The sequence below is a fragment of the Thermoanaerobacterium sp. PSU-2 genome (assembly GCF_002102475.1).
GTDB lineage: Bacteria > Bacillota > Thermoanaerobacteria > Thermoanaerobacterales > Thermoanaerobacteraceae > Thermoanaerobacterium.
This window is the reverse complement of sequence record NZ_MSQD01000013.1, coordinates 1-21,278: the sequence shown is the minus strand read 5'-3', so window position 1 is coordinate 21,278 and position 21,278 is coordinate 1. Positions and strand designations below refer to the sequence as shown.

20 protein-coding genes and 1 riboswitch are annotated in these 21,278 nt (G+C 34.7%); of the genes, 18 read left to right on the top strand and 2 right to left on the bottom strand.

The window, feature by feature from the left end:
* Positions 1–103: 103 nt before the first annotated feature.
* From BVF91_RS10270 to BVF91_RS10245, 6 genes are all read left to right on the top strand, one after another.
* Positions 104–802: a lantibiotic protection ABC transporter ATP-binding protein gene (locus tag BVF91_RS10270; protein WP_085113302.1), complete on the top strand. Its 699-nt coding sequence runs from the start codon at positions 104–106 to the stop codon at positions 800–802.
* Positions 795–1,553, top strand: coding sequence for a lantibiotic immunity ABC transporter MutE/EpiE family permease subunit (locus tag BVF91_RS10265; protein ID WP_085113301.1), 759 nt, complete (start codon positions 795–797; stop codon positions 1,551–1,553). Before BVF91_RS10270 ends, BVF91_RS10265 begins: the two co-directional genes overlap by 8 nt.
* Positions 1,553–2,326, top strand: coding sequence for a lantibiotic immunity ABC transporter MutG family permease subunit (locus tag BVF91_RS10260; RefSeq protein WP_085113366.1), 774 nt, complete (start codon positions 1,553–1,555; stop codon positions 2,324–2,326). Before BVF91_RS10265 ends, BVF91_RS10260 begins: the two co-directional genes overlap by 1 nt.
* A complete protein-coding gene (locus BVF91_RS10255) occupies positions 2,319–3,014 on the top strand; it encodes a response regulator transcription factor (protein ID WP_085113300.1) in 696 nt (231 codons plus the stop codon). Before BVF91_RS10260 ends, BVF91_RS10255 begins: the two co-directional genes overlap by 8 nt.
* Complete coding sequence (locus BVF91_RS10250) at positions 3,011–4,462, top strand: sensor histidine kinase (RefSeq protein ID WP_085113299.1); 1,452 nt, start codon at positions 3,011–3,013, stop codon at positions 4,460–4,462. Before BVF91_RS10255 ends, BVF91_RS10250 begins: the two co-directional genes overlap by 4 nt.
* 74 nt (positions 4,463–4,536) lie before the next feature.
* Entirely contained in the window at positions 4,537–5,445 is a 909-nt protein-coding gene (locus tag BVF91_RS10245; protein ID WP_085113298.1) for a DMT family transporter, read from the top strand.
* On the opposite strand, the gene BVF91_RS10240 is transcribed toward BVF91_RS10245, so the two are convergent.
* The gene (locus BVF91_RS10240; RefSeq protein WP_085113297.1) at positions 5,442–6,338 is read right to left on the bottom strand and encodes an acetamidase/formamidase family protein; all 897 of its coding nucleotides are present in this window, start codon (positions 6,336–6,338) and stop codon (positions 5,442–5,444) included. The genes BVF91_RS10245 and BVF91_RS10240 overlap by 4 nt on opposite strands.
* Before the next feature lie 498 nt (positions 6,339–6,836).
* Here BVF91_RS10240 and BVF91_RS10235 point away from each other — a divergent pair, with 498 nt between their 5' ends.
* From BVF91_RS10235 to BVF91_RS10185, 11 genes are all read left to right on the top strand, one after another.
* The gene (locus BVF91_RS10235) at positions 6,837–7,931 is read left to right on the top strand and encodes a 4Fe-4S binding protein (RefSeq protein WP_085113296.1); all 1,095 of its coding nucleotides are present in this window, start codon (positions 6,837–6,839) and stop codon (positions 7,929–7,931) included.
* An 88-nt stretch (positions 7,932–8,019) separates the two neighbouring features.
* Positions 8,020–9,753: an ABC transporter ATP-binding protein gene (locus tag BVF91_RS10230; protein WP_206199048.1), complete on the top strand. Its 1,734-nt coding sequence runs from the start codon at positions 8,020–8,022 to the stop codon at positions 9,751–9,753.
* A gap of 50 nt (positions 9,754–9,803) precedes the next feature.
* Positions 9,804–9,919, top strand: a riboswitch (TPP riboswitch).
* A 67-nt stretch (positions 9,920–9,986) separates the two neighbouring features.
* Entirely contained in the window at positions 9,987–10,796 is an 810-nt protein-coding gene (gene thiD / locus BVF91_RS10225; protein WP_085113295.1) for a bifunctional hydroxymethylpyrimidine kinase/phosphomethylpyrimidine kinase, read from the top strand.
* Positions 10,786–11,967 carry a putative hydroxymethylpyrimidine transporter CytX gene (gene cytX / locus BVF91_RS10220; RefSeq protein ID WP_085113294.1) on the top strand — a complete coding sequence of 394 codons (1,182 nt, stop codon included), beginning with the start codon at positions 10,786–10,788 and terminating at the stop codon, positions 11,965–11,967. The genes thiD and cytX overlap by 11 nt, the downstream gene beginning before the upstream one ends.
* On the top strand, positions 11,960–12,760 hold the full coding sequence (gene thiM, locus BVF91_RS10215) for a hydroxyethylthiazole kinase (RefSeq protein WP_085113293.1): 801 nt from the start codon (positions 11,960–11,962) through the stop codon (positions 12,758–12,760). Before cytX ends, thiM begins: the two co-directional genes overlap by 8 nt.
* 2 nt (positions 12,761–12,762) lie before the next feature.
* On the top strand, positions 12,763–13,392 hold the full coding sequence (gene thiE / locus BVF91_RS10210) for a thiamine phosphate synthase (RefSeq protein WP_085113292.1): 630 nt from the start codon (positions 12,763–12,765) through the stop codon (positions 13,390–13,392).
* A gap of 102 nt (positions 13,393–13,494) precedes the next feature.
* Positions 13,495–14,517 (top strand): spore photoproduct lyase, encoded by a 1,023-nt coding sequence (gene splB, locus BVF91_RS10205; RefSeq protein ID WP_085113291.1) that lies wholly within the window; start codon positions 13,495–13,497, stop codon positions 14,515–14,517.
* Positions 14,518–14,677: 160 nt separating this feature from the next.
* Entirely contained in the window at positions 14,678–16,000 is a 1,323-nt protein-coding gene (locus tag BVF91_RS10200; RefSeq protein WP_085113290.1) for an ammonium transporter, read from the top strand.
* A gap of 90 nt (positions 16,001–16,090) precedes the next feature.
* The gene (locus BVF91_RS10195; protein WP_085113289.1) at positions 16,091–16,336 is read left to right on the top strand and encodes a hypothetical protein; all 246 of its coding nucleotides are present in this window, start codon (positions 16,091–16,093) and stop codon (positions 16,334–16,336) included.
* Positions 16,337–16,363: 27 nt separating this feature from the next.
* A complete protein-coding gene (locus BVF91_RS10190; RefSeq protein ID WP_085113288.1) occupies positions 16,364–17,959 on the top strand; it encodes an ammonium transporter in 1,596 nt (531 codons plus the stop codon).
* Positions 17,956–18,294, top strand: coding sequence for a P-II family nitrogen regulator (locus BVF91_RS10185; RefSeq protein WP_085113287.1), 339 nt, complete (start codon positions 17,956–17,958; stop codon positions 18,292–18,294). Before BVF91_RS10190 ends, BVF91_RS10185 begins: the two co-directional genes overlap by 4 nt.
* 90 nt (positions 18,295–18,384) lie before the next feature.
* On the opposite strand, the gene BVF91_RS10180 is transcribed toward BVF91_RS10185, so the two are convergent.
* Positions 18,385–19,194: a hypothetical protein gene (locus BVF91_RS10180; RefSeq protein ID WP_085113286.1), complete on the bottom strand. Its 810-nt coding sequence runs from the start codon at positions 19,192–19,194 to the stop codon at positions 18,385–18,387.
* 1,243 nt (positions 19,195–20,437) lie between these two features.
* Between BVF91_RS10180 and tnpA the strand changes: the two genes are divergently transcribed.
* Positions 20,438–20,878 (top strand): IS200/IS605 family transposase, encoded by a 441-nt coding sequence (gene tnpA, locus BVF91_RS10170; protein WP_085112217.1) that lies wholly within the window; start codon positions 20,438–20,440, stop codon positions 20,876–20,878.
* Positions 20,879–21,278: the final 400 nt, after the last annotated feature.

Below are 21,278 nucleotides of genomic sequence, written 5' to 3'. Positions count from 1 at the left end.
AATTAATCAAAGAGGAAAATGAAAATATTTCTTTATAAATTCTTTATAATTTGATTTTATAATACAAACATCGAACAAAATGATGAAAGAAAGGTGGCATATTATGGAATATATACTTGAAACGAGAAATTTAAAAAAGTCTTATGGGAAACACTTAGTTGTAAATGACATTTCATTAAAAGTTCCTAAAGGATCTATATACGGACTTCTTGGACCTAATGGTGCTGGTAAATCTACTACATTAAAGATGTTAACTGGTTTACTTCATCCAACATCAGGTGAAATATTTGTATTTGGAGAGAGGTGGCGAAGAGAGCATCTTGATAAAATTGGTGCACTTATTGAGTCGCCTGCTCTATATGGGAATTTGACGGCGTATGAGAATCTTTTAGTTCACGCAAGATTAATTGGAATTGCTGATGAGAGGATTAAAGAAGTTCTAGAAATTGTAGGCTTAAATGATGCAGGCAAAAAACTCGTATCACAATTTTCTACAGGCATGAAACAGAGATTAGGTATTGCCATTGCTTTATTAGGAAATCCTGATTTGTTAATACTTGATGAGCCATCCAATGGTTTAGATCCTATAGGTATACAGAATCTTCGAGAATTAATAAAGTCTTTTCAGAAAATGGGGATTACAGTAATATTGTCAAGTCATATATTAACAGAAGTTTCAAAGCTTGTTGATACAATAGGTATTATAAGTAATGGCAAGCTTAAATATCAAGGAACAATAGACGAAAAGCAAGACATTGAACAGTTATTTTTTAATGTAGTGAGAGGTGAAAAAAATGATTAATATCTTGAAATCAGAAAATTTAAAGTACAGAAGGACATTTATGAGAAAACTTATTATGTTTGCGCCGCTGTTTTTTGTGCTGTATGCACTGCCACAGAAGATATTTATGCCTGCAAATTATCTTATGCCATGGCAACTTCTTATTGATTTGGTTTACAATTGGTGGCCGGTAATTTTTATACCGATTGGCTTGGCACTTTATGCATCGCTGGTAGCTTTGCATGAGAAAAAATCTGGCGGATATCGAAGTATAAAAAGTCGCAATGTTCCTATACACAAAATATGGATAGGTAAAATATTGATAATGGCCTTTTATACATTTTTGTCAACATTGGTTTTGATTATTGCTATTATTATAACAGGAACAATAACGGCAGGTGGAAATATTCCTTGGAGTAAAATAATTGCAGGAGGATTTTTTACATGGGTTACATCACTTGCTCTTATTCCTTTGGAATTATGGCTGGCAACTATGAAAGGAACATTTTATAGCATTGCCTTAGGGTTTGTAGGACTTATTATCGGTGTGATTGGAGCTTCGAAATCATATTGGATCTATATTCCATGGAGCTGGCCAATAAGGCTTATGTGTCCAATAATAGGTGTTCACCCTAACGGTACATTATTACAGATTAATGACTCTTTAAGAGATCCATCGGTAATCCCGATAGGCGTTATCGTATCGGTTTTAGCGTTTTTGATATTCTCAATTCTTACTATGATTTGGTTTCAAAGGAGAGATCTAAATTGATGAAGATATTGTATTCTGAAATAATAAAGACTAAACGTACGCCTTTAAGATATATTACATTTTTGCTTCCAGTATTGTTTTCATCTGCACTTCTATGGTACTCATCAGTAAGATCTTTATCTGAATTTTATATACATCAAGCCTTTTTTGAAATCTGGACGGCAGTGGTTGTTCCGATTGTGGCTGGCTTATTATTTGGTTTGGCTGCAAATCAGGAGGAGAATGCTGGAGGTTTCATAAACTTGTTTGGCAATAATTTTGAAAGGAGCAGTTTATACATTGGCAAATTCATAATTATAGCATTATCAATACAGATAAGTTTGATAATTTCAATATTTATTTTTGGAATTGGGTTTGAAATATTACGTGGGAATTTTCCGTGGGTCATCTATATAGCGTCTTTTATTTTAGAATCAATCGGCGCATTATCATTATTGTCTATGTATATGTGGATTAGTTTTGCATGGGGATTAGGAGCATCAATTGGATTTGGGGGCTTTGGCATGTTAGTTGCTGCGCTTATGTCTACGAACTTAGGCAATAGTATATGGACTTATATCCCATGGGCATGGCCTGTGAGGTTATCAGAACTTCCTGGTGCATATCTTCTTTTTACATCAAGCATGACATATCCGCCTAAAATAATATCGTCCGGAGAATTGATTAATCAAATCGCCAGTGGGTTCATCTTTGCTTCATTGTTTTTTATATTTATGATTGTTGGTGGTATAATATGGTTTAAGAGATGGGAAGGCAGGAAAATGTATGAGTAAAATATTAATTATTGATGATGAGAAAGAGATAGCTGATTTGTTAAAAGATTCGCTTGAAAGAAAGGGCAATACTGTTCTGACTGCTTATAATGGCAAGGAAGGAATTGAAAAAGCTAAAGAAATGCCGGATCTTATAGTGCTTGATATTATGATGCCTGATATTGATGGGTATGAAGTTTGCCGTAAGATAAGGGATACTGTAATTTGTCCCATCGTATTTTTAAGTGCAAAACAAAGCGAAATGGACAGGATAAAGGGATTTGCCTTAGGTGGTGATGATTATGTTGTAAAACCATTTAGCTTAAAGGAATTGTTAGCAAGGATAGATGCACATTTGCGAAGGGAAAAGCGAGCAATTTTATTAAATGAAGAAGGAAAAAGGGCTTTATTAAATTTTAAAAACATTACAATAGATTTAAAGTCGCGGGAAGTGATGGTGAATGGGAATCCTATTGGGCTTACAAAAAAAGAATTTGATGTTTTAGAGCTTTTGTCGCTTCATCCCGGTCAAGTATTTTCAAAAGAACAGATATATGAAAAAGTATGGGGTTTTGATGCAGAAGGTGACACTACTACAGTTACAGAGCATATTAAAAATATAAGAGCAAAAATTGAGAACCTTGATCCTGATACAGAATATATTAAGACAGTGTGGGGAATAGGTTATAAATGGGAGAAGGTTTTATGATATTTAAAAATAAACCGCTAAAGACACAGTTTATTATATATTTTGTTTCTATATTGATATTAAGCATACTGGCAACTATAGTGACGTATTATATAGGATATCTGGCATTTATAAATATTCAGTATAAAAAGGTTTATCCGGCGAATTACTATGAGAAGATGATTCCTTCAATCGAAAGCAAGATTCGAGGGTATGGGCCGGATATATTAAATATTTACAATAAAAGTAAAATTGACAAAATCATACCAAAAAGAGGTATTAAGTATCAGGTGATGAATCAAAATGGCGATAAAATATATGGCACTGATAATCAGAAGCTGATTAGGAATAGAGATGAGCTGTTTAAAATTATAAATACGACATCTGGTATAAAAGGTAGCTATTATAAAGTCATACCGATAATAAATAAGCAAGGTACGATAGAAGGTGCTGTTTCACTGTCTTATACATTAACGCCTTATTTTATTAATAAGATAGACAGAATTTTATACGAGCCATTATTTATAATAATAGTATTTTCGCCGTTTATTTACATTGCTTTATTTACAATACTTTTTTCTCTAGAATTTACTAAAAATATAAGAAAGCCTTTAAATTTGATTATTGAAGCGTCAAGAAAAATAAAAGAAAGAGATCTCAATTTTGACATTGATTATAAAGCGGATAATGAACTTGGTAGTTTATGTGCAGCATTTAATGATATGAAAGATGAATTAAAAAATTCTCTTATCGCCCAGTGGAAAGTAGAGCAGGAAAGGCGTGAAATGGTAGAATCCCTTGCCCATGATTTGAAAACACCTATTTCAATAATCAGAGGATACGCTGAATCATTGCTTGATGATTGTATAGACGACAAGTTAAAATTTAAAAAGTATTTAGACGTGATTGTTGAGAATGCTGATAAATGTATAAAGATCGTGAAGATGATGCTTTTTATGTCTGAATTAGATGATTTACCAGCCAATCTTAATTTTAGTCAAATAAATATAAAAGATTTCTTGACACGTAAAATAGATGAATATAAACAAATTTCAAAAGACAAAAGTTTAGATTTCGATTTAGATATTTTAGATCAAAGGCATGATAAAACAATGATATATATTGATGCTCAAAAGTTTGAGAGGATAATGGATAACATCGTTATTAACAGTGTGAGATATACGCCTAAATCAGGAATGATAAAGATAAAATGTAATATCGATGAATATAAAATAAGTATAACAGTTTGTGATTCGGGCAGCGGATTCAGCAAGAAAGACTTAACACATGTTTTTGAAAGGTTTTACAGAGGAGATATGTCAAGATCATCAGAAGATGGACACGTCGGTCTGGGACTTTACATTGCAAAGAAGTTGGTAGAGGCTCATGGCGGGAAAATAGAAGCTTATAATATAGATGGCGGGGGAGCTTGTATTAAGTTTGATTTAAAATATGAGAAAAGTGTGTAAAACCTTAACGACAATCTTGACACAGGGTATATAATAAAAGTGTATTGTAAAATTTACATAAGAAGGTGTCAAGATTGAATAGAGGTTATATTTACCTTATCATAACTGTGCTTTTTTTCAGCACTTACGAGGTGGTAGGAAGAACACTGACAGGCATTGTAAATCCACTTCAGATAAATTTCATCAGGTTTTTTATAGGCGGACTCATATTGCTGCCTATTGCCATAAAAAATATTAAAAGCAAAAATTTACGTATCGCATTTAAAGATTTTTGGTTATTAGTGTTGATAGGGCTTACTAATGTGGTGTTTAGCATGTCATTTTTGCAGATAGGGATAAACATGACATCCGCCAGCCTTTCTGCTGTAATATTTAGCTCAAATCCTCTTTTTGTAATGATCACTGCTTCAATTCTGTTAAACGAAGAATTAAATCGCACCAAGATTTATGGTTTGATACTGGGCGTAATAGGTTTAATCATAGTGTTTTATAAGCAGTTGATTTCTGGCGGAAACCATATTACTGGAATTGTATTTCTCGTTTTATCGTCAATCATGTATGGTGTATACACAGTGTTGGGAAAGAAATTTACTGTTAAGTACGACAGCGTCGTAATGAATTCGCTATCTTTCATAATAGGAAGTTTGCTTCTTATCCCTTTGCTTTTGTACAACAAATATCCTGTTTTTAACTTGCCACTAAAGGCTATTCCTCAGATGTTGTATTTAACGGTAGTTGTTACAGGCATTGCATATTACACTTATTTCTTAGGTTTATCTAGTGTAAATACTGGCATAGGATCTATGGTTTTCTTTGCAAAGCCAATATTGGCTAGCATAATTGCGGCAATATTTTTATCGGAAAAGATCACAATCCAGCTTGTAATCGGCACAATCGTAATACTTATAGGTATATTGATTGTGCAGAAAGATAATATAGTTTTATTTAGCAATAAAAATGCAGATGAAGAGATAACGAATTAAAATTCTATTCCATACGCCTCCAAAACCCAGTTTGGCATTGAGAAGCGTGCTGTCTTCAGTGGATCAACAACTTGAGATATCTGGACATTGCCGGAGATGCTAAAAAGTGTTGATATTTCTTCTATTGATAGGTCAGTATTTTTTTGGAAAAGTTCTGCCATATCTTTTACTGCTGTTTCTATGGCTTTTTCTATTGATTCATTTGATGCGATTGTGGCTGTTACTTCATTTGTCTTGACAATTGGATTATTTAGCTTTAAGTTTTTTAAAACTCTAAGCTTTACAGTAACGGTGCCGCTTACTTCTACACCTGATACGCCTATTTCTCCATCTCCCATTACAGCGTGCAAATCTCCTAATGCGAAAAGTGCACCATCCACAAATACAGGCAAATAAAGCTTAGAGCCTTCTCTTATAAGTGTTGTATCCATGTTCCCTCCATGGGGACCAGGTGTGCCGCAGTTTATTTCGCCTTCTTTTGGTGCGACGCCTATTACACCTATCATTGGCTTTACAGGAAATGAGAGCTTTTCATTGAAAATGACTTTGCCATCATTTATTTCAACTACTTTTGAATATAGATCATTCATCATATGACCTAAAACTCCCAAATCTTTCCCTGTTGCAACGACGCCTTTGTCATCAATGTCGATTTTCTTGATTGTCACTTCAAGCGTGTCGCCTTCTTCTGCACCGTTTACATAGATTGGACCTGTTGCGGGATTTACTTTATCCCAATCCATTGTTTCTAACTTGTCATCATTTGTTTTGATTTGGCATGAAAAACAATCTAAAGTTTCTATCTTCACCTCCTCTCCATCGTTTACATAAAGTACAGGATCGTTGTGTCTTGAAAAGCTAAAGATGCACTTCTCGTTTGTCAATTCATGCATATTCCAGCATCTCCTTTTTATGTAAATTATGTTTAAGTTCATTATAGCCCTAAATAAGATGTTATTCAATAAAAATATATTTTAATGATTAAAATGTTTTTATAATTCCTAAAATGAGTCTACCAAAGTTTAAAGGTAAAAGTGAGAAAGCATCACGAAACAAACATAATTGAAAACATTGTTGAGGTTTAAAAATTTTTCGCTTAACTTTTTTTATAAAAAATATATAATGTAATTGGGATCAAAATATAAGATCCTCCTCTTTCTTAATTAATTAAATGCAATAACAGCTCTACGAGCTGTTATTGCATTTATAGCAGTTATTCGCAGGCATTGATATGCTTAGTTTTGTTATTATTTTTTAGCTCCAGAAATTGGAATTCAATTGTACAATTTCCTTAATTCAGAGAATGTGCCAAGCTATTTAAAAATATAATTAATATGATATAATGTTTGTAAGCATTGTGGTGGAAATATATAGGAATGGAGGGAAAATACATGGCAAACAAAAAGGATAGATATGTTTTTTTACTAAAAGCTATTTTATGGACTTATATTGTCATGTGCATAATCATAGCCGGATTAAATTATGGGTATGCAAGTAAAGCGCCTAAGAATGTAGCCGATGCAATAAATTCGATTTGGCAATTTTACGAAAACTGGATTAAGACGATATTTATTATTGCAGGCAGCTTTCTCACTATAAACATAATAGGCAAGTCGAAAAGGACAAAGATGAGAAAAGCAAACCTTATTGGTTTAATCATTGCAGCACTTATTGTACATATTATAATGCCACTATTTTTCCACAATGGCGATGTATATTTCTTTTCAATGCCACTTCCATGGACGACAGTGCCGTTGCAGCTTTTATACCATAATTCCTCGTTTTATAAAAGTTATTTTCCCATATGGGGTGTTGCAGGCATTTCAAGTGTATTAATATTCTACGTATTGGTTAGCATAATCGTCTTTATAGGAACTTTATTATACGGTAGAAGATGGCAATGCTCTACAATTTGTCTTTTCAATGGATTCGCTTCAGAAGTTTTTGATCCTGTTTTTCCTCTTTTGGGTAAGAGAAAACATCTAAATCAAAAGGGAATAAAAATATTTTCATTATTGAGATTGTTATTCTTTGCTATATCGCTATTTTTCACTATTTGGTGGATATTATTTTTATCTGGAGCATTTTTAGGTGGTAATTATGATGCGATAAGTAAGATGGAATCGTATAAGTATCTTGCTGGCGAACTTCTTATGGCTATGTTTTTTTGGATTGCATTAACAGGCAGAGGATATTGCTATTATTGTCCATTGGGAACAGTTTTAGGATTGATAAGTAAAGTCGCCGGGCAAAAAATTACTACAAATAATTCAAAATGTATCCAATGCGGACAATGCAACGAATCATGTCCAATGAGTATAGACATAAAAAGTGCAGCATATTACGGTAAAGATGTCTCTGATATAAGGTGCGTAGGGTGCGGCCATTGTGTTGATGCATGTCCTACAAAAACATTATCTTATACAACGAAAGTTTTAAGTGTATTAAAAAAGAAAACTAAAAAATCGTCTATTGTACAAATTTGACAATTATTAGTTGGCATATTAAACTAATGTTAGAGATACATCAATCATTAGCAGTAATTGTTTTGATTTATATTTGGGGGGGATTTTTTTGAGGCTTATAAAAAGATTTGCGTCGTATTACAAGCCACATATATGGCTTTTTATCCTTGACATGGTGTGTGCATTTTTTATATCTGCTTCAGATTTGGTTTTTCCTATGGTTACGAGAAATGTGATAAATAACGTCATACCTAACAAGGATTTTAACCTTATATACAGGTTCGCAATTTTATTAGCTATAATGTACTTCGGAAGGATGATACTTGAATACATAGTAGGATACTATGGCCATGTTTTAGGTGTAAGCATAGAGTACGATATGAGAAAAGATGCTTTTTCACATCTTCAGAAACTTTCTATGAACTATTATGACAACACAAAGACAGGTTATATAATGTCAAGGGTTGTCAATGACTTAAATGAGATAGCAGAAGTAGCACATCATGGTCCAGAGGACCTTTTTTTGTCTATCATAAGGATAATAGGCACATTCATACTTTTGCTTACAATTGATGTGAGGCTGACACTGGTTGTATTTACCATAATACCTTTTATGTTTATATACATGTATATTTACAACAATAAGTTTGAAATTATATGGAAAAATGTCCGCGAAACGCAGGCACAGATGAATGCCACATTAGAAGAAAGCATTACAGGCATAAGGGTCGTCAAATCATTTGTAAGGGAAAAATTTGAGAAACTAAAATTCGATAATAAAAGCTCCATGTATAAAAGTGCCAGGTCAAAAGCGGTTAAGCATATTGGCATATTTGATTCTAGTGTAAATTTTCTTTCTAATATATCAGTTGTGATTACTCTTGCAGCAGGCGGCTACTTTATATCAAAAGGCCTCATAAATACAGGTGACTTGGTGGCATACATAATATACATTAGCCAGTTTTTGCAACCTTTGACTGTTCTTTTGCGGTTTATAGAGCAGTACCAGCAGGGTATGGCTGGCTTTAGGCGGTTTGTGGAGCTTATGGATACAGAGCCAGAGATAGCAGATAAAAAAGATGCGATAGAGTTAAAAGACGTGAAAGGCGATATTGAGTTTGACAATGTCACATTCAGCTACGACAATAAAAGAGAAGTACTGTCAGGAATCAATCTTAAGATAAAACATGGAGAGACAGTGGCAATAGTAGGGCCCTCAGGTGCAGGTAAAACCACACTTCTAAGCCTTATACCGAGGTTTTATGAGATAGATGCAGGCTCCATAAAAATTGACGGTATAGATATAAGGGATGTGAAGCTATCATCGCTTAGAGAAAATATAGGCATTGTCCAGCAAGATGTATTTTTGTTTTCGGGCACGATAAAAGAAAACATCGCGTACGGTAAATTAGATGCTACTGACGAAGAAATAATCAATGCAGCCAAAGCTGCAAATGCCCATGACTTCATAATGGAGCTAAAAGATGGTTATGATACGTATATTGGCGAAAGAGGCGTTAAATTGTCTGGCGGACAAAAGCAGAGAATATCTATTGCAAGGATGTTCTTAAAAAATCCTCCAATACTTATACTTGATGAAGCGACATCATCGCTTGACAATAAAAGTGAATCGATTATTCAGCAGTCTATTGAAAATCTATCGAAAAACAGGACTACTCTCATAATCGCCCACAGATTGGGCACCATTAGAAATGCTAAGCGTATAATAGTGCTTACTGAAAATGGAATAGAAGAGGAAGGTACACATGAGGAGCTTATGAATAGGAAGGGCGTGTACTATAATCTGTACAGCTATCAACAGGAAAATTTGACGATATGGTGAAATATCCTGTACAAGTCAGATAATTTGTGTTAAAATAAAGTAAAAGTAAATATTTTTGTCTGGGGAGCTGGGGTGATAGCCCGGCTGAGAGTTAGCAGCTATTTCTGCTATGACCCATAACCTGATCTGGATAATGCCGGCGTAGGGAGTACAGTGGACTTTAAGTGTGCTTATCCGGCACACTTTTTTCGTTTTGTATTTCCTCAAGGCATACAAAAAAAGGAGGAATCGATGTGAAGAAGTTGCTTACGATTGCAGGCTCTGACAGCATTGGCGGTGCTGGCATAGAGGCAGATTTAAAGACGTTTTGCGCTCTTGGAGTATACGGCATGTGCGTCATTACGGCAGTGACGGCGCAGAATACGGTAGGTGTCTTTGATGTAAGAGAGATGGATGCTGATATCATCAAAAAGCAGATAGATTGCGTATTTGAGGATACGGCGGTAGATGCTGTAAAGATAGGTATGGTATCAAGCCAAGATATCATTGACGCTATTGCATCATCACTTAAAAGATGGAATCCAAAAAACGTCGTGTTAGACCCTGTCATGATATCAAAAAGCGGATATTACCTTCTAAAAGAAGACGCCATAGACGCATTGAAGACAAAGCTTTTGCCTATGGCAGATATCATTACTCCAAATATACCGGAGGCGTGTGAGCTTACTGGAATGAATATTGAGGGAATTGATGACATGAAGGAGGCTGCTAAAAAAATCATCGATATGGGTGTAAAAGCTGTCGTTGTAAAAGGTGGTCATTCTTTAGAAAATGCTACTGATGTATTCTACGATGGAAGTGAATTTTTACTTTTGCCACAGGAGAGGATCGACACCAAAAATACACATGGAACAGGATGCACTTACTCATCTGCAATAGCTTCGTACCTTGGTAGAGGATTAAGCTTGAAAGATGCAGTAATAAACGCAAAAAGTTACATAACAGAGGCTATTAAAAATTCTCTTGAGATAGGTAAAGGTGTAGGACCTGTAGGACATTTAGTAGATCTTTATAAGAAAGCAGGTATTGACTATGAAGATTAAAAACTCAACGCTTTTTTTGATATGGTCAGGTGCGGCCGTATCAATTGCAGAGGTTTTTACTGGTTCGTACTTTGCACCATTAGGCTTAACTAAAGGGATTTTAAGCATATTGTTAGGTCACATCATTGGCACTCTGTTTTTTGCTTTAGGAGGGCTTATGTCCTTTAGAGTTAAGAAACCTGCGATAGAGTCCACAAAAGGTGTCCTGGGCGAGAAAGGCATGGTATTTATAGGGCTTTTAAATGTGCTTCAATTGGTTGGCTGGACGGCTGTAATGATAATACAGTCTGCAAAGGCTTTCAACGGTGCTATAGGCATGTCTACTGCTATTGGAATTTTTGTCGTTGGCATATCTGTTTTATTGTGGACATTATTCTTTGACAATGAAGCTTACTGGATAAACGATATTGCTGTTGTGCTTTTATTTATCTTGACTATATTTGTTGTATTGTATTTGAAGGCGGGAAAGGTTGGATATGTAGCCGGAGACATGAGCTTCAGCGGTGCAGTGGAACTTGCCGTTGCTATGCCTGTATCATGGCTTCCACTGGTAGGAGATTACACTATAAATGCTAAGGATGGAAAGTCCAGTTTTATATATACATTCGCAGGATATTTCATAGCAAGCTGCTTCATGTATTTTATAGGGCTTTATGTGGCTTTGAAAACAGGCGGGAAAGACATAATCTCATATTTTGCATCAATAAAAACGGGAATTGTACCGCTTCTTATTATACTTTTGTCGACGGTTACAACGACTTTTATGGATGTGTATTCCGCTGCCATTTCAACACTTTCTATTGTAAAAGCTAAATTAAGCAGAAAAAGTCTGCTTATTATATATTCCATTGTGGGGCTTATTGCCGCATATTTGTTCCCAATGGATAATTACCAAAACTTTTTGTACGCCATAGGAAGTGTATTTATTCCAGCATATACGGTTGTATTTGAAGATTTCTTTTTGATGAGAAGCAAAAGCCATAGCTTCTTAAACGTGCCTGCCACGATTTCTTTTGCGGTAGGTACGATATTCTACAATTATCTTACGTATTTTGGTACAAATCTATCAAAATGGTTTATAACGCCCACAATAGGTACGATTATTTTGACTGCTGTAATCTATCCAATTATGAAATCTTTAAATAAGAGAGAGGAGAAAATTTATGGTTGAAGAAGCAATAAAAGTTTTAGAAAGATTAAAAGAAGAAGTGCCGCTTGTCCACGCTATAACAAACTACGTCGTAATAAACGATAATGCCAATGCACTACTAAGTATAGGGGCATCTCCTGCGATGGTAATGTCACCGGACGAAGCGTACGACTTTACAGCAATTTCAAATGCTTTATACGTAAATATAGGTACTATCAATAATGAAACTAAAGAGACAATAATCAATTCTGTAGTGTCGGCGAAAGACCACAAAAAACCAGTCGTTTTAGACCCTGTAGGATGCGCTGCCATAAAAAGCAGGGTTGACTTTGTAAACATGCTTTTAAAGATAGGTGATATAAGCATTATCAAGGGAAACGGCGGTGAGATAAATGCTTTATCAGGTGAAAGTGCAAATGTGAAAGGTGTAGATTCTTTAGATGACAGTGGAAATGTTGATTCTTGTGTAAAACTTGCAAAGTTAACAAATACGGTTGTCGTGTCGACAGGAAAAGAAGACTATATAAGCGATGGGAAAAGAGTAGTAAAAGTTAAAAATGGTACACATTTATTTACAAAGATAACAGGTGCAGGATGTACTTTAGGCGCAATAATGGCGGCTACGTCTGCATGCAGCCATGACAAAGTGGTATCGTCATTGGCTGCCCTTCTTATCATGAATATAGCAGGGGAATTGGCGGAAAAAGAGTGCAATTTGCCTGGGACATTTAGGACAAAATTCATAGATTATCTGTATCTTATAGATTCTGACATGATAAGGAAATACGCTGATATTGAAGTATTGGAGGCGTAAGCATGAAAGATTTTGATGTATCTCTTTATTTGGTCACTGACAGAAATCTTTTGAAGGCTGGTAGAGATTTTTACGATGCTGTAGAAGAATCATTGCAAAACGGCGTTACTATGCTACAGCTTAGGGAAAAGGATATTTCATCAAGAGAGTTTTATGAGATTGCTAAGAGATTGAAAGATATTGCGGCGAAATACCGCATTCCATTTATAATAAATGACAGAATCGATATAGCACTGTCCATTGATGCAGATGGAGTTCACCTAGGTCAAGAAGATCTGCCATGCAGCATTGCGAGAAAGATCATGGGCGATAATAAGATAATCGGCATATCTGCTGGATGCGTAGATGAAGCCGTAGAGGCAGAAAGAGATGGTGCTGACTACATAGGAGCAGGAGCAGTATTCTATACAGGCACAAAGAAAGACATCGGTGAAGCAATAGGGCTTTTGAATTTAAAAGAAATAAAAGATGCAGTAAAGATTCCTGTTGTGGCAATTGGGGGCATAAAATACAGCAATGCACCAGATGTAATGAGGACAGGTGTTGATGGTATTTCTGTTGTATCAGAGATCATGGCATCAGATGATATAGGTTTTGCCACAAGGCGCTTAAGAGATGCTATATCAAAGTAGTATGAAAAGCACATTCTTTTAGATAGGATGTGCTTTTTGCATATAATATTTGAAATGCGCTAAGAATAAAAATGAATAAATAACTGAAAAAGGAGTACAAAAATGTTTATTCCTAGGCGTATTATTTTTGAAAAGAATTCTATAGACTATGAAATTGGATACAATATATACAATTTTTTCAAAGGCAAAAAAGAAGTTGAGATTATAGAGATGAAAGGAAATAGGATAAAAGAACATATACCAGGAGACAATTTGCGAGATTATTATAAAGAAGGGAAAAATACTTTAGTTGTGGGTATAAAGAAAAAACTTGACTTTCAATCGTGTAAGCCATCAGCCAATTATCAGTTACCTTTGCTATCGGGTTGTGCAGGTCAATGTCAGTATTGTTATCTTAATACAAATTTAAGCGAAAGGCCATACATAAAGGTTAATGTAAACATAGATGATATATTTATGTGGGCTAACGATTATATTGAAGAAAGGAAACCTGAAAAGACAATTTTTGAAGGTTCGGCAACATCAGACCCAGTGCCAGTAGAACCGTATACAAACATTCTAAAATCCGCGATAGAATTTTTTAGCAAAAGCGAAAGTGGAAGATTTAGATTTGTCACTAAGTTTACAGACATAGATACACTTCTTGATATTGAACATAATGGCCATACAGAAGTGAGATTTAGTTTAAATACAGAGAAAGTAATAAACGAATATGAAAAGAGGACTCCATCATTAGATAAACGATTGGAAGCCAGCAGGAAAATAATTGAATCAGGCTATCCTATGGGTTTTTTGATAGCGCCTGTTTTTTTGTATGACAATTGGCAAAAAGATTATAAAGAGCTGTTATTTAAGATAAAGGAAAGCATACCTGAAAAAACTGCATATCCAATAACATTTGAAATCATCTCGCACAGATACACAGCAAAAGCCAAAAGTACCATATCAGAGATTTTCCCCGAAAATACACTGTCTATGAATGATGAAGAAAGGGTTTGTAGATTTGGCCAATTTGGCTACAAAAAATTCATGTATAAAAATGATGAGATATATGAAATGAAAGAATTTTTTACAAATGAAATAAGATCAACATTCGCTGACAATGTCATCAAATATATAATATGAATAATTTTAGTATAGGTATTGACATATTATAAAATAGTAGTATAATCTTGACTAAAGATAAATATTATTACTTTAAATCGACAGAGCAAAGGCGCTCTAATTCATAGGTAACCTATGTATTAGGGCGTCTTCTTTTATTATTTTTAAAGGAGGAATAAATGTGAAGAAAAAGATATTCATTACATTGATGTTCTTATTGGCAGTTTTAATACCAAATATGGCTTTTGCATCGACAGGCAAGATAGACACAGGTGATACAGCATTTATACTATTTTCATCGGCATTAGTCATGATCATGACGCCGGGATTGGCATTTTTCTACGGCGGTATGGTTAATGGGAAAAATGTCATAAGCATAATGATGCAAAGTTTCACTATTATTGCACTTATTTCTGTACAATGGGTATTATTTGGATTTTCATTATCCTTCAGTGGTGATACATACCACTTGATAGGAAATCTACATTGGGCTGGTCTTAGCAATATTGGTCTTGGACCTGATGGTACTTATTCATCGACGATACCCCTTTTGGCGTTTATGGTATATCAATTGATGTTTGCCATAATAACACCTGCTTTAATAACGGGTGCATTTGCGGAAAGAATGAGATTTTCAGCATTCATCGTATTTACGCTTATTTGGACTACATTAGTATATGATCCACTTGCACATTGGGTATGGGGAAATGGTGGATGGCTTAAAAACTTAGGCGCATTGGACTTTGCAGGTGGTACAGTCGTTCACATAAGCTCTGGAGTTTCAGGACTTGTAGCAGCTTTAATACTGGGCAAGAGAAAAAATACAAAGATGGTACCACATCACATGCCTATGGTTTTGATGGGAGCAGCATTCTTATGGTTTGGCTGGTTTGGATTTAATGCAGGAAGTGCTTTATCCGTAAATGGTCTGGCGGTTAATGCATTTGTCGTGACAAATACTGCTGCCGCTGCCGCCTCCATGGGTTGGGTGTTAACAGAATGGAAAGTAAGCGGTAAGCCTACATTACTTGGTGCTGTAAGTGGCGCTGTAGCAGGGCTTGTAGCTATTACACCAGCAGCAGGATATGTGACAGCAGTTTCTGCGATTGCAATAGGAGTCATATCAGGTATAATATGTTTCATATCTGTCAATTACATCAAGCATAAATTTGGATATGACGATTCACTTGATGCGTTTGGTATACACGGTGTTGGCGGTACATGGGGTGCACTGGCTACAGGACTTTTTGCAACAAAAGCTATAAATCCTGCAGGTGCTAATGGTTTATTTTACGGCAATCCGAATCAATTGCTTATTCAGCTTACGGGTGTTGTTACAACTTACATCTTTGCAGGGCTTATGTCATTTATAATATTGAAATTTATAAGCTTATTTATGGAGCTTAGAGTTACTAAAGAAGAAGAGGAATTAGGACTTGATATAGTTGAACATGGTGAAGAAGCGTACAACATTGGCTTTAAAGCTTTTGACTTTAATCAATAATAAAACAATAGTCATTCGATAAAAAAGCAAGGGTGCTTAAATCTTAGAGATCTAAGCACCTTCATTTTTTGAAAGGAGGTGATGACATAGATGAAAAAAATCCCTATCATCACACTATACACTATAAATACAATAATTTTTATTTTAGCTTTAGCGTTTATATTATACAGCATATCTATGCATAATACAATAATAATCTTTTCCAATAGCGTGCCAGCATTTATAATGGCTTTGCCAATTGTCTACCTTGTAATAATCTATTTTGTAAGGATTTACAATCTTTCAAAAAACATAAAAGACAAAAAGTTTTCAATTAGAAATTTTAAGAGAATATAAAAGTTAAATAATATGGAGGTGCTTTTCATGAAAAAGAAAATTGTAATAGGTATTGTATTGGCATTACTTTTGGCAATGACAGTGGGGGTGGTATATGCTGCTGGTGGCGATCCAACGGGAGCAAATCTTGGCACTGCGAAGGACATTGCAAGCGCAGTTGCAGGCAAGCCTACATTAGAAGAGGTAGCTACACAGGTTGCAAAGAATAAGCTTGGCATTAATTTTGTATGGGTAATGCTAACTGCATTTTTGATATTCTTCTTTCAGGCTGGGTTTGCACTTGTTGAAACTGGCTTTACACAGGCTAAAAATGCAATGCACACTATGGCCATGAATCTTATGGTATTTTTAGTAGGTACTGTTGGATTTTTCTTGACAGGTTTTGCATTTATGATGGGCGGCTCTGGTTCATTTTCAAGCCTTGGTGGTACAGCACCTTTAAACCACGCACTAAGCATAGGAGGATGGAATTTACTGGGGCTTAATGGATTTTTCCTATCAAGCGGTGGAACGTATGATGTAGGTGTGTATGCGTTGTTCTTCTTTGAGATGGTATTTATGGATACGACGGTTACAATACCTACTGGTGCGATGGCAGAAAGAGTTAAATTTTTAGCGGTTGTCATTGGATCGTTTTTTGTCTCAATGGTTTATTATCCCATCTATGGTGGATGGGTCTGGGGAGGAGGATGGCTTTCACAGCTTGGAGCCAAACTCGGCCTGGGGAATGGTGTAATTGATTTTGCAGGATCTGGTGTCGTTCATGCAATGGGGGGCATGATGGCACTTGCAGGAGCGATGGTCATAGGACCGAGGATAGGGAAATTCAAGAAGGATGGTACACCTGTAGCAATACCAGGCCATGATATACCAATGGCCATTCTCGGTACGATCATACTTTTCTTTGGATGGTTTGCATTCAATGCAGGTTCAACACTTAATGGAACGGATCTAAGGTTGGCGGTTGTTGCAACAAATACCATGATCGCCGGGGCTGTAGGAGGACTTGTTGCAATGCTTTATATGTGGGTTAAATATGGAAAACCTGATCCGTCGATGATGTGTAATGGTGCTCTTGCCGGACTTGTGGCGATAACAGCTCCATGTGCATTTGTAAATGGAATATCAGCTTTTATAATCGGTGCTGTGGCTGGCATTTTGGTCTGCGTGTCTGTTGCTTTTGTTGAAAATAAACTTAAGATAGATGATCCGGTAGGAGCATTTTCTGTACACGGTGTGAATGGCTTGTGGGGTATTTTAAGCGTCGGCATATTTGCAGATGGCACATATGGTGCAGGACTCAACGGAGTACAAGGTGCTGTAACAGGAATACTTTATGGCAGTACAGGTCAACTTTGGGCACAGCTTATAGATATGGCGGTTATAGTCGTATATGGATTTGGATTAAGCTACTTGTTCTATAAAGCTCTTGATGCTATAATGGGTATAAGAGTCAAACCGGAAGATGAAATCGCAGGGCTTGATTTGCCGGAAATGGGCGTTTTAGCATATCCTGATTTCCAATTGACGCCTGTTGTGTACTCGGATGGTGTGATTGAAAAAAATATAAAAAGTCCACAAGTTTTAGATGATGTTGTACTAAGCAAGGGGGTAAAGTTATGAAGAAAGTTGAATGCATAATAAGACCGGATGTTTTGGAAGATGTAAAATCAGAGCTTAATAAGCTGAAAATACACGGGATGACGGTGTCACAGGTTTTTGGATGTGGACATCAGAAAGGTAAAAAAGAGATTTACAGAGGAGCGGAAATTGAGATAAGCCTCCTTCCTAAAGTTAAGGTAGAAATAGTGACAGATGATGGAAGCGTTGAAAGCATCGTAGATGCTGTTACGAAAGTAGCAAGAACAGGCAATGTAGGCGATGGAAAGATATTCATATACGACATACAAGACGCCATAAGGATAAGAACCGGTGAGCGCGGAGAAAAAGCAATATAAAGATTTAGTGAAATTACCAAGGCTTCTACACGAGAGAACGTGTAGAAGCCTTTTGAAAAATTGGTATTTTTAGTTATATAAAATCTATTGTTATATTAATTTATGATACATATGAAAATATCCTAATAAATCAAGCTTACCAGCAATAAATATGCATTCTTCTATATCTTTGCAATGAAGCTTATTTTTTATGCTATTTTTTATCTTCTTCACATATGGGACAGAAATTTTTAATGAATTAGCTATTTCAAATTCAGATTTACCTCTTGATACACTTGATAATATATTAATTTCAACGGGATTAAGCGTAGTTAGATATTCCTCATATATTAATTTTAAATACTCGTCTCTTATATATTTTACAAGCAAATAAATAAATGAAGGTGCATATGTATATTCTTTTTCTGTGATTGATGAAATATCGCATATTCCTATAATATTATTATTTTCGTCATATATAGGCAATGCAATACAATGAAGATTGTGAAATAAAAAACAATAGTGTTCTTTTCCGTTTATGTATACTTCACATTTTTCTGTTAAAGCTAATGATACTGCATTAGTACCGCAATCTTTCTCATTTAAACTACAACCTGGCTTAAGATTTATTTCATGGCAATATTTAAGCAAATTTCTTGGACATGAAATATCAAGAACAATGCCATTAGCATCACACAAAATATAAATATAATGATTATTTTCTTGAAAAACGTATAAGTTTTCTAAAGAACGTTTGAAGGCATTAATCAATAAATTAATTTTTTTCTTTAAATCTTCTTCGTATACAATGTTGTAATATGACAAGGAATTTAAATTTTTATTAACGTTTAAATTATTGCATCTTTTATATGATTCAAGAAAAACACAGCTATCTGTTGTAAAGCGAATAATTTTATTCATTACAATCCCTCACACTAAAATCATAATATTATGATATAATTCTACAAAAAGATAAAAAATCCTTTTTCTGCTATAAATTTTGTATACGAAAGTATACTTTTTATAGATAATTTTATTCAAAATAGCTGAAAAGAGTATACTTTCGGATATTGAAAAAATCAGTTGCTTTGTATTATTATAAAGAAGAGGTTGAACAAGGATTATTAACAGAGATAATCGTATACATAGAAGAGGATTATAAGTTGAATAAATTATACAAAAAATAAGCATAATTTCTAAGTCATCAAGTGTTGTTAATAATTTTTAGTTACTATTTTGTAAAAATTTACCATGGCATTTTAAAAACATAGAGCTACTTTAGGTGCGCAGCAGGTTCTGTGGTTCCATATGCTGGAACTTTAGCAGGGGTAGGTATTGGAGGAGCTGCAGGGTTTGTTGGTGGTGCTCTAATTGGTGGAATTGCATATTGTGTATTTGGATGGTGGTAATTTTAATAAGTACAACTATTCTGTAATACTACAGAATAGTTGTACAAAATTCTTTTAGGAGGAAAGAAAATGCCCAAGAATAGGCAGAAAGTGATTTTTTTATAAGTGGTTGGATAGTTGTTCAAATAGTATCTCTTATATTGGCTTTTAAATTTTTTAATAATAATATAGCAATTGCTATATTTCCTTCGGTAATTTTTGTTATTTTAGGGATTCCTTTTTTTATGAAAAATAGCAAGTGAATATAACATATAATTTTAAAGCTTAAATCTATTGGTACAGGTGCAGTTTCAAGTGCAATAGCAGGTGCTGCTGGAGGGAGTATAACTCTCCCGGTTGTTGGAACTGTACCTGGTGCAGTAGGAGGAGGAATTCTTGGAGGACTTGGTGGAGCTGCATCATATGCACTTTTTGGCTAGTGGTAAAAAATAATGAAATATGGCGGAATTACGTTATTCCGCCATATGCTATATTTTTTATGATTGAGATAGATAAAACAAAGATGATAAGGAGCTACATAATGGTTATATATATACTGTTAATATGTGCTGTAATTTTACTGAATATAACAATTTCTATATTAATAAACAAAAAATACAAAATATATATTATAATAAAAAAATGTCACGAGAATATGTGCTTTATAAGTTTAATGTCTGTATAATGGGGTTAAATCCCTCAGCTTAAGCTGAAACCTTTAGGTCAACAAAATAAATAATCACTTCTAGTAAAAAATAAAACTAGAGGTGATAAATATGCAAAATTATAGAAAGTCGTCGCATGCTACATATGACCTAAAATATCATATAGTATGGATAACGAAATACAGAAAACCGGTATTGGTTGGGAAAATAGCAGAAAGAACAAGAGAACTAATAAGAATGGTATGTAAAAATAACGAAGTAGAAATATTATCAGGGCATGTATCAAAAGACCATATACATATACTAGTGTCAGCACCACCACATATGTCAGTAAGTAAGTTAGTGCAATATATAAAAGGATATAGTTCAAGAAAGTTACTAATGGAAAATAAGGAGCTTAACAAACAATTCTGGGGACAACATTTATGGGCACGAGGATATTTTGCAGCAAGTAGTGGTAATGTAACAGATGAAGTGATAATAGAGTATATACAAAATCAAGACATAGAAGAAAACCAAAAGAATGATAATTTTACTTTAGGCGAGTTTTAAGCTGCTTAAGCGGCATATCCAACCCACCTGCTTTAGCAGGTGGCGGTTGAGTTTTTTACGGCAATATTTATTGGGAGTAGTCGTAATAATATCTTTGTTTATATTAGGGTTTACTTCAGCTAAAATAATGGGCCATATATGGATTCATAAAAGCAGAATATTATCAGTAATATTGGTTTGGATACTAGTTACTTTTCTGGCATTACTGCATCAACTCATTTTACATAATACATACAAAAAAATAAGGGATGTTCAGTTAACTTATTGAGATGAGGTAGATATAACAATAAGATATTTGTTAATGATTTTTATTCTGGCATCTATTGTTATTATTAGAAGATCTATTATACTTGTTAAACAGCAAGATATCACATCCTGAAAAATTGAGATTAATTAAGTT

Excerpts from the sequence above, each read along its gene's own strand:
- BVF91_RS10270 (WP_085113302.1), top strand. The coding sequence starts at position 104 with ATGGAATATATACTTGAAACGAGAAATTTAAAAAAGTCTTATGGGAAA.
- BVF91_RS10265 (WP_085113301.1), top strand. The coding sequence starts at position 795 with ATGATTAATATCTTGAAATCAGAAAATTTAAAGTACAGAAGGACATTT.
- BVF91_RS10260 (WP_085113366.1), top strand. The coding sequence starts at position 1,553 with ATGAAGATATTGTATTCTGAAATAATAAAGACTAAACGTACGCCTTTA.
- BVF91_RS10255 (WP_085113300.1), top strand. The coding sequence starts at position 2,319 with ATGAGTAAAATATTAATTATTGATGATGAGAAAGAGATAGCTGATTTG.
- BVF91_RS10250 (WP_085113299.1), top strand. The coding sequence starts at position 3,011 with ATGATATTTAAAAATAAACCGCTAAAGACACAGTTTATTATATATTTT.
- BVF91_RS10240 (WP_085113297.1), bottom strand. The coding sequence starts at position 6,338 with ATGCATGAATTGACAAACGAGAAGTGCATCTTTAGCTTTTCAAGACAC.
- BVF91_RS10235 (WP_085113296.1), top strand. The coding sequence starts at position 6,837 with ATGGCAAACAAAAAGGATAGATATGTTTTTTTACTAAAAGCTATTTTA.
- cytX (WP_085113294.1), top strand. The coding sequence starts at position 10,786 with ATGAAGATTAAAAACTCAACGCTTTTTTTGATATGGTCAGGTGCGGCC.
- thiM (WP_085113293.1), top strand. The coding sequence starts at position 11,960 with ATGGTTGAAGAAGCAATAAAAGTTTTAGAAAGATTAAAAGAAGAAGTG.
- thiE (WP_085113292.1), top strand. The coding sequence starts at position 12,763 with ATGAAAGATTTTGATGTATCTCTTTATTTGGTCACTGACAGAAATCTT.
- splB (WP_085113291.1), top strand. The coding sequence starts at position 13,495 with ATGTTTATTCCTAGGCGTATTATTTTTGAAAAGAATTCTATAGACTAT.
- BVF91_RS10195 (WP_085113289.1), top strand. The coding sequence starts at position 16,091 with ATGAAAAAAATCCCTATCATCACACTATACACTATAAATACAATAATT.
- BVF91_RS10190 (WP_085113288.1), top strand. The coding sequence starts at position 16,364 with ATGAAAAAGAAAATTGTAATAGGTATTGTATTGGCATTACTTTTGGCA.
- BVF91_RS10185 (WP_085113287.1), top strand. The coding sequence starts at position 17,956 with ATGAAGAAAGTTGAATGCATAATAAGACCGGATGTTTTGGAAGATGTA.
- BVF91_RS10180 (WP_085113286.1), bottom strand. The coding sequence starts at position 19,194 with ATGAATAAAATTATTCGCTTTACAACAGATAGCTGTGTTTTTCTTGAA.
- tnpA (WP_085112217.1), top strand. The coding sequence starts at position 20,438 with ATGCAAAATTATAGAAAGTCGTCGCATGCTACATATGACCTAAAATAT.